At 37.6% G+C, this 15,439-nt stretch carries 10 protein-coding genes and 1 pseudogene; 8 read left to right on the plus strand and 3 right to left on the minus strand.

What is annotated here, in order from left to right; genetic code table 11:
- Positions 1–3 precede the first annotated feature (3 nt).
- Positions 4–1,003: pseudogene (locus MKZ26_RS00105) on the minus strand (IS1595 family transposase).
- 673 nt (positions 1,004–1,676) lie between these two features.
- A complete protein-coding gene (locus tag MKZ26_RS00110; protein WP_340763666.1) occupies positions 1,677–2,894 on the minus strand; it encodes an IS4 family transposase in 1,218 nt (405 codons plus the stop codon).
- 236 nt (positions 2,895–3,130) lie between these two features.
- On the opposite strand from MKZ26_RS00110, the gene MKZ26_RS00115 reads away from it, so the two are divergent.
- Positions 3,131–4,108, plus strand: a complete 978-nt coding sequence (locus tag MKZ26_RS00115; protein ID WP_340763668.1) for a 2-hydroxyacid dehydrogenase — start codon at positions 3,131–3,133, stop codon at positions 4,106–4,108.
- A gap of 274 nt (positions 4,109–4,382) precedes the next feature.
- On the opposite strand, the gene MKZ26_RS00120 is transcribed toward MKZ26_RS00115, so the two are convergent.
- A complete protein-coding gene (locus tag MKZ26_RS00120; protein WP_067210794.1) occupies positions 4,383–4,754 on the minus strand; it encodes a VOC family protein in 372 nt (123 codons plus the stop codon).
- 1,006 nt (positions 4,755–5,760) lie between these two features.
- On the opposite strand from MKZ26_RS00120, the gene MKZ26_RS00125 reads away from it, so the two are divergent.
- The 7 genes from MKZ26_RS00125 to MKZ26_RS00155 all read left to right on the plus strand — a co-directional run bounded on the left by MKZ26_RS00125 (position 5,761) and on the right by MKZ26_RS00155 (position 15,344).
- On the plus strand, positions 5,761–6,561 hold the full coding sequence (locus MKZ26_RS00125; RefSeq protein WP_340763670.1) for a SurA N-terminal domain-containing protein: 801 nt from the start codon (positions 5,761–5,763) through the stop codon (positions 6,559–6,561).
- A 241-nt stretch (positions 6,562–6,802) separates the two neighbouring features.
- Positions 6,803–8,335: a DEAD/DEAH box helicase gene (locus MKZ26_RS00130; RefSeq protein ID WP_340763672.1), complete on the plus strand. Its 1,533-nt coding sequence runs from the start codon at positions 6,803–6,805 to the stop codon at positions 8,333–8,335.
- Between the two features lie 35 nt (positions 8,336–8,370).
- Entirely contained in the window at positions 8,371–9,153 is a 783-nt protein-coding gene (locus MKZ26_RS00135; protein ID WP_340763674.1) for a YqhG family protein, read from the plus strand.
- Positions 9,154–9,310: 157 nt separating this feature from the next.
- A complete protein-coding gene (locus MKZ26_RS00140; RefSeq protein ID WP_340763676.1) occupies positions 9,311–10,699 on the plus strand; it encodes a plasmid pRiA4b ORF-3 family protein in 1,389 nt (462 codons plus the stop codon).
- 38 nt (positions 10,700–10,737) lie between these two features.
- The gene (locus tag MKZ26_RS00145; protein WP_340763677.1) at positions 10,738–11,259 is read left to right on the plus strand and encodes a hypothetical protein; all 522 of its coding nucleotides are present in this window, start codon (positions 10,738–10,740) and stop codon (positions 11,257–11,259) included.
- A 110-nt stretch (positions 11,260–11,369) separates the two neighbouring features.
- Entirely contained in the window at positions 11,370–12,056 is a 687-nt protein-coding gene (locus tag MKZ26_RS00150) for a VCBS repeat-containing protein (protein ID WP_340763678.1), read from the plus strand.
- A 681-nt stretch (positions 12,057–12,737) separates the two neighbouring features.
- Positions 12,738–15,344, plus strand: a complete 2,607-nt coding sequence (locus MKZ26_RS00155; protein WP_340763679.1) for a cation-translocating P-type ATPase — start codon at positions 12,738–12,740, stop codon at positions 15,342–15,344.
- Positions 15,345–15,439 lie beyond the last annotated feature (95 nt).

A 15,439-nucleotide genomic window follows, 5' to 3' on the forward strand; every position in this document is an offset into this window, starting at 1 on the left:
TTTTTACGTTGTTTTCAACATTGCTACCGTTGTATGATTGGATTTTTGACACGCTGAAATAAGCATTTGCTCTACCCGATTCTCAAATGATAAATTCTTGCCGAGGTCAAGCCAGCGGAACCAGTAAAGGTAGTTGTCAAGGTACTTGGTGGCAACTCCTTGAAAACGTACCATCCAAGACTTTAAACGATTGTGGAAGTTGTTTACGTGTTGGATGTGATAGATACCCTTCTTAACACGTTGTTTTTGTCGTTCATTTACCGTTTCGTGCTTGAGTCCTTTTATTTTTGCGAACTTCTTATAGTTCGTAGCTGTGTCTGTAGATAGCAAAGCAGATGGGTGAATGTATTCACCTATCACCGTGTCAATTTCTTCGGCTTTTGGGCGACCTCTTCCCGCAATACGAGCAACCACACTTCCATTTCGGTCTTGTGCGACTACAACGGCAATTTTCAGGTTGGAAATTCCCCGTTTTTCATCTTTCTCTCCACGCTTCTTCGCCTTTCTATGGGGGATTTCATTTCCTTTCATAGACTCACGAAAGAAGGTTTCATCACTTTCAACGATACCTTGTAGTTGATTAAAGCCTTGGCTTCCTAATGCATTCAAGATTTTATGTCTCCAGTAAAATGCCGTAGAGAGATGAATTTGTAGGCGTTCAGCAATTTTTATAGCCTTCCACCATCAGCTCAATGTATTTGACCCACTTTTCGGGGTAACGTGAGCCTGAAAATGGCGTGTTGGTCATGTCGTTAAACGATTTCCCGCAGCCACTACACAGGTACCGTTGTCTTGAGCGATATTTGCCATTACGTTTGACTGACGTACTCCCACAATGGACGCAACCCAAACCAGAAGCAAAGCGTGCTTCACGAATGCTTTTAAGTAGTGATGTGATTTTATCTGGGTCATCTGGAAATAAGTCTTGTTTCATTGCTTCAAACAACGCCAATTGCTCCAATTTGGTTAAGTCGCTGAAGTCTTCATATACATCTGTCCACATACTTGAATGCCTTCTTAACCGTATTGTATCAACCTTTTAACAGTATGGTCAAAAAGCAACAATCTATGCGAAAACAGCCTTAATTAATCATAAGTAAAATGGGGAATATATATCGATGAATTGGTATTACTATACTGTATAAATTTGTTCATGCGACTATTCTACATAAATTGAACTACTGATTCTATATAATGTCCAGCGAAGACGTCTACTGAGGCCAAGCTTTGTTGGGAGGATTCTTTATTACAACATCACGTCTGTTGGTTAACCATTTATTTGCATAAAAAACTGGTGAGTGGGGCTTGATGACCTTCATTTTCACTGCACTATTTTCACCCCGCTTTCGACTATCTATTCATGACATATTTACTAAGGAGTCTTATTGTGGCTAGTAGAATGTCGCGTTCCTACACTATTCAAGTGAAAAATGCAGTTGTCGTGGCAAAACTTTCCGGAGATGATGCAGAATTACTGAAGTTGCGATCAAAATTCGAACTATTGTAGGTACCTACAGTAATAAATCATGAAAGTTTAGATAGTTACGATAGTTTCTTGCAAAGGCAACTGACACTAGCGTTGCATAGTATTCATAAATAGTAAAAAAAGATAGATTATACCACCTATAAAACAAAAAAAGGAAACACGTCCGTAAATGAAGAATTGTTTTCTTTTTTTATACAGTAGAGTTTTTTCTTAAAAAATGCTCTTTAGTAATCGGGCTTACAATCGCGAAATCTTCTCCAAAACGGATTTCTATCGGTTTGGAATCCGGCAACCTTTGCCTTCCTTTGCTTTTCTTTAACCGACGTTTACAGGTAGTTAAAAGTTGGCTGATTGGATTGAAAATATAGAGACGAAATACCCTTAAAAACGCCCATACTGACTTTTTAGGTTGATGAATGAGTCGCATGATTTCAATAAGGGCAAAGGTAATCAACGTGATAAACAGCTGATTCCAAATACCTGCGGGCGAATGGCTGAACAAATGGCTGACCTTTAAATGCTGCTTAATCCATTTGAAGAAGAGCTCGATGTACCAGCGGTTCTTGTATGTCTCTAAAATTTCTGCTTCACTTAAATCGAGACGATTCGTGATTAGATGGAAGGATGTGCCCTCAGAATCAACAAATTCAATGTAGCGTAACGGTTCTTCACGTGTCCGAATTGACACCAATTCATTTTTCACGACATTTGGTAGAGTGGGTGTATATGATTTGAGTGTTTCTGTCGTGAAAGTTTTCCGAACACGCACGAGAAATTGTATATTACGTTGCAACCAGCCACCCATCTTCGTTTTATGTGCATACCCTCGATCCATTACATACAAAGCATCATCATCGATGATGTGATTCACGGCATCAGAGTCCGCTATATTTCCCGTGGATGGAATCATTTTTTCGGGAAATATACTATTCGAAGAAGCAACTACTACACGAATATGCAGTTTAATCCCACTGGATACTTTGGAAATGGCTGTCCAATTTGATGCGTTGTCTGGTAGCTTGATATAGGTTCCATCAATAATACGCAAAATCCCGACTTTGGGATTTATCCCTTCTGCATGCCTTTGTAATAGCCAATAGTGTCGAGCTAAGCGGCCGAGCAAGTCGGCCAGATCAGCCGTATTCAAATCGATGAGTCGACGACTAATTTGTGAGTAACCAATTGACGTAAGCCCCAAATCTCTTTGAAACGATTTTTTTGACCGAATGCCTTCTTCGATTTCGCGAAGACTTTCCCACTTACATAAGTTGGCCATAATCAAGATTTTCACAAGGGAAAAGTCAGTTAGCTTTTTCGCATCATAATTCATCAATGGACAAGCCAAAATGTTAACTGGCAATAGAGATAAATATTGACGAAAGACTAAGTTTTCCTCTACACTTTTCATAAGGAAGCTCCTTTCTGTAGAGTAGGTAACTGATTAGTCGTCAGTTTTATTTTACAGTAGGAGCCCCTTTTTTTGCATTATTTGAACTTCTTTTCATTAGCTAGTGACATAAAAACCATTATTTTACTGCTATGCAACGCTAGTGGGCAACTGACACTATGGAATTTCACGTGTCGAAGATTGTAAACTATGGCACAATGGAGTTAGAAGCTAGTGAATAGTAGGGGGAATGAAAAGTGAAACCAAAAATTTATTCAACATATTCTATACCTGACCAAGTGAAAGACTATATGGATCAGTATTGTGATATTCGTGAATGGCATGGCGATGGGCGAACTCCGAGGGATATTCTGTTAGAGGAAATTGCTGATGTTGAAGGGTTATATACTGGGGGTAGCAGTATGGTTGGAAGAATTGATGAGGAGTTACTGAATCACGCCCCTCACCTAAAAGTCATTAGTAACGTATCTGTTGGTTACAATAATTTTGATATAGACGCTATGACTAAACGAAATGTAATTGGAACCAATATGCCATATGTATTGGATGAAACAGTTGCAGATTTAGCATTTGCCCTCATTTTATCCACAGCTAGACGTATCACTGAGTTGGATCGATTCGTCAAAGAGGGAAGCTGGAAACCGACGACAAATTATCGCGAAATCTATGGGGAAGATGTACATAGTACCACGTTAGGCATCATTGGGATGGGGCGAATTGGAGAAGCGATTGCGAGAAGAGCAAAATTCGGATTTAATATGGATGTTCTTTATTTTAATCGGAATAGAAAACCGGAAGCTGAAGAGAAGTATGGTGCGGAGTATTGCGATTTGACGTCACTGTTAACACGTGCCGACTATATTGTGTTGATGACACCTCTTACGTCTGAAACGTTCCAAATCATTGGTAAAGAGGAATTCAAATTGATGAAGAAATCTGCTGTTTTCATAAATATATCTCGCGGTCAGACTGTCGATGAACAAGCGCTTATTCATGCTTTGCAAAACGGAGAAATTCATGGAGCAGGTCTGGATGTATTCGAAAAAGAGCCTGTGGATCCAACTAATCCATTACTTCAAATGTCGAATGTCGTGACAGTCCCTCACATCGGATCAGCTACAGCGAGAACGGAAGCGGCAATGGCGATGCGAGCGGCAGAGAATTTAGTAGCTGTTTTAACGGGGAAAGAACCAATAGATCCCGTCGGAAAATAAATTTTGGGTATGTTGTGTGCAAGAGGAGCATCCTGAAAGTTCAACCCATAATGAATTTACTTAACAAAGGAACACATCATCATTTCACTTTACTGATGTTCCGAAAAAAACACTGGAAATCCATCGGCAGAACATAGATGGGTTTCCAGTGTTTTTTTGAGCTTAAGAAATAATTATTCGATGTATCCTTTTTCGTTTTAAGTGTCTATATAAGAAGTGAAATGGGTGGTCATAAAATCAGTCTAAAGTTCCTTGAAACGTTATTAGCTCTTCATTAAACGTGTTGATCTACAAGAATGGAATTCCCATCTGGATCTTCAATTGTAAAACTCGCAGGACCTACGCTTGACTCATCTGCTTCAGTCAACATTTTAATTCCTTTTGCTTTAAGATGTTTTTGAAGGTCTCGTATATCCGTAAACGAATCGAGATTTTCGGCATTTTCATTCCAGCCTGGATTAAAAGTCAGAATGTTTTTTTCAAACATTCCTTGGAATAGTCCTATTATGCAACTTTCATTCTTCATAATAAGCCAGTTGTGGGTTATATCCCCTCCAAACACTTGAAATCCCAGGTTTTCGTAAAATGCTTTTGATTTATGAATGTCTTTTACACTTAGACTTGAAGAGAATGCTCCTAGTTTCATATTTCCTCCTCTTAACAATTTGAAAAAAATCAGATTGTAGTTTTTATGGGTAAGTAAAAATTTGCATAAGTTAATTATAAATGAGTACTTTGAAATACACAATATTCACCATATGAAGTATGGGGGCAGCTTCAACCACAACCCGGAGAGGATGAATGGTGTCAGTAACTGTCAATGTGAATTTTTCTTCATGTTCATGGTCTTTATTTTGTGCTATATATGTTGAACAAATGAATACGGCGTTTGCGCTTTACTAGGGCTTTTGGGAGGCCACTGAAAAAGCCCTTGTATTTGGAATGAATTAGGCTTCTCCCTAATACCGCTTCACCGCTTTGTGGATGCCTCCCGCGATAAGCCGGAAAGAAAGACCGCTTTCAGTCTTATCGCTCCGGCTACCACGAAGTCGCGTCTTCGCTGGATTGTCTATGTGAGAAAGCGCATTTCATTAGCTGTGATGAAGTCTGCAACCCAGATTGCGGATTTCTTGACTATAATTAGTATGAAATAGTAATCACATTAAAGTCTCTCCATATACATCTCAAAATCACATTTCTCTCGATAATGAACACCCTAGCGCAGGCGCCTTAACAGGGGTCGCCGAAGCCATCCCCAAAGCGCCAAGCGTTCTACAATCCACACCCCGAATTACAACTCTCCTATTATTGAGCGCCACGGCAGATTCAATGGGACTCATTAATTCAACATATATAGTTAAATTACTAATTTCTAGAGTAGATGTACTATACTTCTGTAGTGAAAATCCAATGAATAGAGCAAATTAGATTGAAAATGTGCAAACTTTACGTAACTTGACCTTGTAATAATTCAATGACAGTATTTCGATAGATCTGCGTCTAATAGGCGTTTGTAGTGATTGCTAAATGACATGCAGGTGACAATTCGGTGTCGTGGAGGGATATGGGTTTATCTTTTGATGAATGTTCGTTAAGATACAAACTAAGCTTTAGAAAAAAAGAGCGGCAGATTTGAGAGGGGTTTACATGATATGAAGATCAAAAAAGTACTAGTTCCATTTATAGCAGGTGCACTAGCATTAAGTTTAGCTGCTTGCGGTGGCGAAGATAAAGCGGCAACTGATAAAAAGCCTCAAGAAGAAACCAAACAAGAAGAAACTAAACAAGAAGATACTAAGGAACCAGAAGCTACAAAAGAGCAAGAAGCATCTGCAAAAGAGATGCAAGAGAAGCTAGCTGAACAGCAAGTGGATGACAAGAAGATTGTGGCTGTTGTAAATAAGGAAGAACTTAAAGGTGACAACTATAATGCAGCGGTGACATCAATTCAAGGTCAAATGCAACAAATGGGACAAGACCCATCGAGCAAAGAATCAGCGGAACAAGTAAAAATGCAAGCACTTGATATGCTTGTTAACCAGGCATTGATTCTTCAAAAAGCAAAGGAAGCTGAAATAAAAGCATCTGCATCTGAAATTGATAAAGAGTATTCAGTATTTGAAAAGCAATTTGGCGGCGAAAAAGAAATGAAGAAAGCGCTCAAAGCTCAAAGCATGGATGTAAAAACATTGAAAGAACAAATCGCAGATTCCATCATCTATAAAAAGTACCAAGATAAGATAGCTCCAGCGAAAAAAGTATCAGATAAAGAAATTAAAGAATACTACGATCAAGCTGCGTCTTCATCAAAAGAAGCGGGACAAGAGATGCCACCGCTTAAAGAAGTAAGTGAACAAATCCAAGAAATGATTAATCAAGAACAACAACAGAAGTTACTTGCTAAACATGTTGAAGAGCTAAAAGAAGATGCTAAAATAGAGTTAAAAATTTAACTCATTTAGGTGTAAACAGGTACTGATAAAAAGGATTCACGAACTAGGTGTATACTTCGGAAACCTTTATGAATAAAACAATAGGACATGGAATGTTTGACCTTTAGGGTTAAGCGTTTCATGTCTTTTTGAATTTTCAATAAAAATCACATCTGAAATTTGAACTTCAATTCAATAAACATAGGAACTTCTTTTTGGGACAACCTAATGAGAAAGAAAAAGTGATAATGAGGTGATGGTTATGATAATTGAAAGGTCGTCTGAGTGGAAAGAAGGCTTTACAGAGCGACTGGAGAATCGTGAGGCATGGGATAATTGGACATTATATAGGATGAGTTATGAGGCGGTAAAAACGAACTTGATTACAGATTTTAATGGCCTTCAATCACCTAAATATTTACCCAATCTTACACCCCTAGCCCATCAATTGAAAGTGGCGGAAACGGTCATTGAAAGGATGAATGGAAAAGCGATTCTTGCAGATGAAGTGGGACTTGGTAAAACCATCGAAGCTGGTTTGATCTTGAAAGAGTATTTAATCAGAGGCCTTGTGAAGAAGGCGTTAATTTTGGTTCCAGCATCACTTGTCAATCAATGGATTGAAGAACTGAACCAAAAATTTCATATTCCAGCGATGCAATATAAAAAAAATTACGATTTAAACCATTGTACGATTGTCGTTATGAGTATAGATATGGCAAAAAGAAGCCCCCATAAAGAAAACATCTATGATCAAGAGTATGATTTAATCATCATTGATGAAGCTCATAAATTAAAGAACCACAAAACTAAAAATTATGAGTTTGTACAAAACTTAAAGAAAAAGTTTTGTTTGTTATTGACTGCCACGCCAATTCAAAATGATGTATTCGAACTCTTCTATCTCATTTCATTACTAAAACCAGGGCACTTAGGAAATTACGAAACCTTTCAATCGTCTTTTTCCGCGAGTAAGCACAATGTGGAACACGACGATTATTTAAAAGAATTGGTTAATCAAGTGATGGTAAGAAATAGAAGGCAGGATACTGGAATTGAATGGACAAATCGTCGTGTTCAAATAATACCGATTGATTTTACGAAAGAAGAACAAGAAGTATACGATCTGATTTCAGAACTTAAAAATGTTTGTCCCGTTTTTTCGGATGCCTTCTCTATGATAACGCTGCAAAGGGAAATGTGCAGCAGTAAGGAAGCTACATGCTTAACGTTAACTAACATGCTTCAAAAATGCATTAAACCAGAAGACATTTCTTATGTGGAAGGAATTATTCAAAAGTTGATGGGACTAGACATAAATTCAAAAGCAGAAAAAGCTTATGAAATTATTACTCAGGCAAATGATAAGGTTATACTCTTTACCGAATATCGAGCAAGTCAAACCTATTTGCAATGGTATTTACAGTCAAAAGGAATCACAAGCGTCCCTTTTAACGGACAATTCAATAAGAATAAACGGGAGTGGATGAAGCAGCTGTTTAAAGAACAAGCGCAGGTGCTAATTGCGACGGAATCCGGCAGTGAAGGGATTAATCTACAATTTTGTCATCACGTCATTAACTATGATTTACCTTGGAACCCCATGAAGTTAGAGCAACGCATTGGACGTGTCCATCGGTTAGGGCAAGAGCATGACGTTCATATTTATAATTTAGCCATTCAGAATACAATCGAAGACCAAATATTGGATTTACTTCATGTTAAAATTGGGGTCTTTGAACAAGTAGTGGGTGAGTTGGATGATATTTTATCTGCTTTTAAAGAGTCCATTTGAGGTGAAAAAGCTTGGGGAATTGAAGGAGGAATTACATGTACCCACAACAAATTCACAGTTATTTACTGCAGTTTTTTAATGAAAACAATTGCCAAATAGTAAATGACAATGATTATTATATCAACGTTCAATTAACGGTTGATATGGATAAAAAAATTATGAATAGACCATATTATTGGAAATACTTAGAGAGTACAGATGGCGTGCCCAGTCCAGCACAACTAACTTTTATCACTGATAAAAATAGGCTTGTTGAAGACGTTAAAGGGGAAGTTATACACTTCGGTTCCCCACGGCTCAGTCAACTGTTTGAAGCAACAAAAGAGATGGGTTCATATGTCCAGATGTATGAACGGGTAGCAGATAAACTTGGAACGCAAACCATATTAACACCTTGGTTAGCTGTTAATTATAAAATTTCATATTACAGCGATCAAACGAAGGAAATTCTTCATTCGTTAGGTATAAACTTAATGACGGGCCAGGTGAATGAAGGGTTTCAGGAATTGTTAAGTGCAGTGGATTTAGATACCACTAAATCGGAAAACACCTTTAATTTACCTTATATTATTAAACCCATTCGTGCCCTTGAACGATTGGATGGGATAATTGATAACTTCATACAGAAAGCTGATCACACATGGGCTGAAGAAGCGAAGTTGAGATGGCGAAAGGATCGCAGGGTATTAGAATACTTCTATGAAGGGGTAGAAAATAAGCCGGATTGTTATGAGATTGAGAAAGAAGCGATGGACCAACAATACGAAGCGAGAATTAAAATTGACATCATCAATGGTGGTTTATTTTATTTGAAATGAATTTGAAGTATTTCTGTGAGAAACTATCCCAAATAGGTAAGACCTTTCGCAAGTTTACTGAACATGCGAAAGGTCTTTTCTTCGATGTTGTGGATTAATTACGTTAAAATAGGTAGTAGCCATAACATTAGATGAAAATAATTGACGAGGGTGACATATGAAAGCATATATTTTAAAACTTTCCTTTGAAGACATAAAGCCGCATATCTGGAGGCGCATTATTTTACCCGCAGGTGCGACATTTAACCGTTTACATGAAACAATCCAGAACGTCACAAATTTTCAAAGCACACTTGAGCCGTACCATACCTTTGGAGTGGAAATAGATGATTATTTTATCACAAATAATGAATCGATTTTAGACGAATATAAAGGGAAGACCTATTATGGTAAAACGGTCAAGCAGCCAGCGAGTATAAAAATAGATTCGTATCTTGAAAAACACAGTCATTTCATTTATAACTATGATTTTGGTGACGACTGGCGGATTCTTGTGGAGCTTGAAGAAATAGTAGAGGATTATTATTTTGGCTATCCCACATTACTTAATGGAGAAGGAACGGCGCCACCGGAGGATGTTGGCGGTCCCCCAGGATATGAAGCTTTTCTAGAAGTGTATCAAGATTCGACACATCCAGATTATTTATCCACATATGCATGGGCGGAGGAGCAGTTCTACTTACCTTTGGACATTGCTTGGCTGAATGATCGTTTAAAATATGTGAAATACAAAAAGACAGAATGGCAATATATCGATCATGAAAATTATCATGTGCTATCTGATAAATATCGCGGTGCAAAGTCGGTAGATCCTGACTTACTGCCTAACAAAAACCTTATCGTCCAGTATGCTATAGCATGTACTAATTTATATGGATTGATTGAGTATCCAAAGTTTTTGGAGATTTATAATTCTCAAAATGAGCCAGCTGTATCGAGTAGTGAACTACAGGCACTGTTAGCAGATACTCATTCCGCAAAACAGCTAGCTAAAGAAAGTGTGTTTACACATAAGAGTGCATTGATCCATGAAGCCATTGAATATGTCGAGAATTATTCTGCGTTTTTAGAAGGAACCATAGGAAAGCCATTTTATGTACCTACAAAAGAAGAGCTACTGCGCTACGCAGATGATTTATATTATGAAAAGACAAGCCACCAAGAAAAGCTTGGAAATATGCTTGCGAAAGACTTTTATGGTGGTAGTACGCTCATGATTAAAGATGAAATTGATGAATTGGTCGGTCAATTACAAGGTGTGCACGTTAATTTCCAAGGAGTAGTGCAGAATTTTTTAGGGCGTTTTAAATGTAAAGATATGAAGCAAATGAATGAATATATGCAAGTTATCACCATGATTGCGAACACCACGCGCATTTGGGAAAATAGAGGTCATACACCTCATGAACTTGCACAAATGGAGAAACACCATTTAATGCCGCTACCTAGCACCCCATTTAGCGTAATTGAGGGTGGGAGAACGGGCCGGAATGAACCTTGCCCATGTGGCAGTGGGAAAAAACATAAAAAATGTTGCGGAAAATAAAGCACAACTAAAATCGGTTGTTACTTGGAGGAAGCAATTTGTATGATCCCACAATTTTTGAAAATCTAAAAGTAGCATTTGAAAATCAGGTGTATGATTTAGATAATGTAGATCGGAAAATCATGATTACTAACCGGGTCGACCGAATGGATTTTGCCATTATGGCTCGAGATTTTGCTATTCAATTTACGCTAGCAGATCACCCCCATGTGACAGCAGAGATTGTATTACGGGCATCCGTAAAAGATTTGGCAGGGGAGATTTTAGAGCTGCCTAGTAAAAATCTAGGTTGTTTATTAGTAGTACGCTTTAACAAACCTGTTCAAAATGTAGCCGTACAATGCAAGCGAATTGAGCAAGCATTAAATATCATTTGGGAAACTGACATTCAGTTAACGCAAACAGTAAGCTTCGTGTATGAACAAGAAGCGTCAAGTTACCAGAACTTTATTGAAGTGAAATTCAAATCTAAAATTAACGAGGAACATATGGGTGACATTGCAGAATTTCTAGATCATGTGTTGGAATCGTTGGAAGTCTTAAATGATATAGAAGCATAATGTCGGGCTCCGTTTTGCTGGAAGGAAATCCTCTAGCTAATTTCAGCATATAGTGCAAGGACAACAATTGAATTTGAACAGGAGGGATTGCGTTTTACGGGAATCGTACATTGTTGGACTTGAAGACAGGAGATGTAAACGGAGACGGTATTCTAGACACGGTTTATTTATATGGTCAAGTCGCTGGACCACCGGGTATCTTTGCTGACAATATTACACTTATTATTCAAGATGGCAAGTCTTATAAAAGTACAACCGTACATCTCAAAAACAACGCGGGATATAATGCACGGTTGTTCCTTGGCGATTTTGACAACGATCTTGTACCTGACATAATGGTAAGCATTGAAACGGGTGGGAGTGGGGGATATGGCATCTTTTATATCTATTCCTTTAGAAATAACAGTTTACATGAACTCTTTAATGTCGATAGCTACAATGAAAAATACACATTCCAAGTAAATTATGAGGATTTCTATAAAGTGCGTGTTGAAAGTTCTCGGCAAAACCTATTGTTCACCATAGATATCAGCAACAAAGGCCATGATTATTTAGCACAGTATTACGATGATAATGGACTACTAAAAAATCCGTTAAAAGGTGAAGTTCTTGCCTTAGGAGCTTTACATCCAATCATTACAACTAACGAAAGTTACAATTATGATCTATTGGCCCTACAGCGCATTATTGGACCAACAAATGCAGATACATTAGGATATGTTGAAAACCTTTTGACATGGAAAGACACTCAATTAATTTCTAATCGGTTGGCTGTTTCTATACCAAGCACAAATTAGTAGCACTTCCACACCTGATGATTAGTGAATAACATGATTACCTATTTAGGCGGTACCTTTGCTACTAGTAAGCAAAGAACGCATTGTATAACGTGCGAGAGTGCCCGAAAGTGCATCTTCGGGCATTTACAATCCCTCTAGAAAGTTGTCTATTCTATATTTCAAACAAAACTGTATTTCCACACATAATTGGTTTAGTGAATAAGTACCGTATTTAGAATAGAAAACACCTGAAATCCATTGACCAAACGTCGGTGGACTTCAGGTGTTATTTTTTTGTGGACCAAACTAATCTAATTAAAATCAACTAAAGAGTAATAGTGAATCTATTTTATGTTTTCACCGATACAATAAATAACTTAATTTGTATATTGATTATTAGCATACTGGAACAGAACTAGGAATAGTATTGGTAGAGTATTATGGAGGTGGAGTAGATTGGAAACAAAATTGAAAAGCTTATTATCGAATGCTGTTTTCTGGAATATATTCAAGTGGATTCACTCCCTACATAAGATAGGACAATCCATAAGAGGTCTGCTCGTCGGGAATCGAGATTTGCTAACAGAAAGATTATTAAATAGAAGTTTTTTTTCTACTGAATATAACCCATAGAGATTTCACTTCTAGGCTTTAGTGCTATTGTATTGTCTACTAAATTTACGTTGGAAGGGGAATCGAATGTCAGAATTTCATCAACAATCATCAGTTGAAGTCATGGAGATGTTGGACGTGACAAATCAAGGATTGAGCGATTATGACGTCCAAAATAGGCAAGAAGTATACGGTTATAATGAATTGCTGGAAGGAAAAAGGACAAGTACATTCTCCGTTTTCTTTGGACAGTTTAAAGATTTATTAGTCATTATATTATTGATTGCCGCTTTCATTTCATTTCTATTAGGTGAAGTAGAAAGCACGATTGTGATTATGATTGTCGTTATATTAAACGCAATCCTGGGCACTGTGCAGCATGTGAAGGCAGAACAGTCTTTGGATAATCTGAAAGCATTGACCTCTCCAGTTGCAAAAGTGATGCGAGATAAACAGATAGTAGAGATTTCTTCAGAAGATATAGTAGTTGGAGATCTTCTCTATTTAGAGGCTGGTGACTATATAAGTGCTGATGGCAGATTAGCAGAAAGCCATAATTTGCATATTAATGAAAGTTCACTAACAGGTGAATCATTGGCTGTTGCGAAAAGTACCGCGCCCATCAAAGAAGATCGTGTTACGATTGGCGATAAAAAGAATATGGTGTTCACTGGAAGCTTTGTCACCAATGGACGTGGTACCGCCATTGTTACATCCATTGGTATGGAAACGGAATTCGGGAAAATCGCAAATTTACTGGATACTGCGAAAGAGAAGAAAACACCTTTGCAAGTAAATTTAGATCGTTTTGGGGAAAAATTAGCTTTAGGAATTACGATGATCTGTTTAGCCATTTTCATTATTGATCTTTTTCGAGGACGCGAGTTAGTAGACTCGTTTATGTTTGCTGTTTCGCTGGCGGTTGCGGCAATTCCGGAAGCGTTAAGTTCGATTATTACCATTGTGCTGGCATTTGGGACACAAAAAATGGCGAAGGAAAATGCCATTATACGTAAACTCTATGCTGTTGAAAGTCTGGGAAGTATATCCGTTATTTGTTCAGATAAAACGGGAACATTAACGGAAAACAAAATGAGTGTTCAACAAGTATATATTAATCAAAAAGTCATTTCGCATGATGAACTACATACAGAAAATGCGATTGAGAAAAATCTTATCGTAAAGGCACTATTGTGTAATGACGCCTTGGAAAGAGATGGTAAAGAAATTGGTGATCCAACTGAAATTGCACTTGTGAAATTGGGGAAGCAGTACAATCTTGACGAATTAATCGTAAGAAATCACTATCCAAGGCTGTCCGAAATACCTTTTGATTCAGACAGAAAGCTAATGAGTACAGTACATCAGTTCAATCAGCGCTATACTTTGATTACAAAGGGAGCAATAGATGTTCTTCTATCCAAAATTGCGAAAATTGAAACCTCAGAAGGTGTACTTTATATTACGGATGAACATCGTAATAAAATTGAAGAAGTGAATCGTGACTTTTCTATGAATGGTTTACGAGTACTTGCAATTGCTTACAAAGAGATATCGAAAAATCAACTAATCGATGTCGAAGTCGAAAAAGATTTAATCTTTGTCGGATTAATAGCGATGATGGATCCTCCGAGAAAAGAGTCAAAATCAGCGGTTGAAAGCTGTATAAAAGCAGGTATTAAACCAGTTATGATTACAGGTGACCATAAAATAACAGCAACTGCTATAGCCAAACAAATTGGTATTTTAAACGATCCATCAGAAGCGATCGAAGGACATGAAATTGAAGGATTAACTGATCAACAACTACAAAAAAAGGTTCAAGATTTCTCTGTCTATGCCCGTGTAACACCAGAGCATAAAATTCGCATCGTTAAAGCTTGGCAGGAAAAAGGAAATGTAGTTGCGATGACGGGAGATGGTGTCAATGATGGTCCTGCCTTAAAACAAGCCGATATCGGTGTGGCGATGGGGATAACCGGTACTGAGGTAGCGAAAGATGCATCCTCTATGATCTTAACGGATGATAATTTTTCAACGATTGTCAAAGCTATTTCGAATGGAAGAAGCCTCTATACGAATATTAAAAACGCCATTCTATTTTTATTATCAGGGAATGCAGGTGCTATTTTTGTTGTTTTATATGCAACAGTATTAGGTTTACCCGTCCCTTTTGCACCCGTGCATCTATTATTTATTAACTTACTTACCGATAGTTTGCCGGCAATTGCAATAGGTTTAGAGCCGCATAATAAAAACACAATGAAGGACAAGCCAAGAGATATTAACACTCCATTATTAAATAAAACATTTACGACTCAAGTGATACTCGAAGGCTTATTAATTGCTATAGCTACGATTATTGCTTTTCGAATAGGGTTGTCAACGGGGGATACGCAAACAGCAAGCACAATGGCATTTGCAACATTATGTTTGTCAAGATTAGTACATGGCTTCAATTCTAGATCTAAAGAATCAATCTTCACAATAGGTGTGTTTTCGAATCTCTATACTTGGCTAGCATTTTTAATAGGTTTTCTATGTTTACATTTAGTGTTATTTGTTCCATCGCTTACGGGTGTGTTTGAAGTCGCAACATTAAGTGGGATACAATTAGGTTATATTTATTGCTTGTCCTGTATGCCGTTTCTAGTAAATCAGTGGTATAAAGTATTATTCGTGAGAAGTAAATAATGCTAATATAAACTGGCTCCAGTTGTATGAGTGTCAGAAACCATACACATCTGAAATAAAGTCTTACTGGTTATTAAAAGTTACAGCGGTTTATC

Origin of the sequence: Sporosarcina sp. FSL K6-6792 (assembly GCF_038004885.1) — a bacterium.
Classification (GTDB): domain Bacteria; phylum Bacillota; class Bacilli; order Bacillales_A; family Planococcaceae; genus Sporosarcina; species Sporosarcina psychrophila.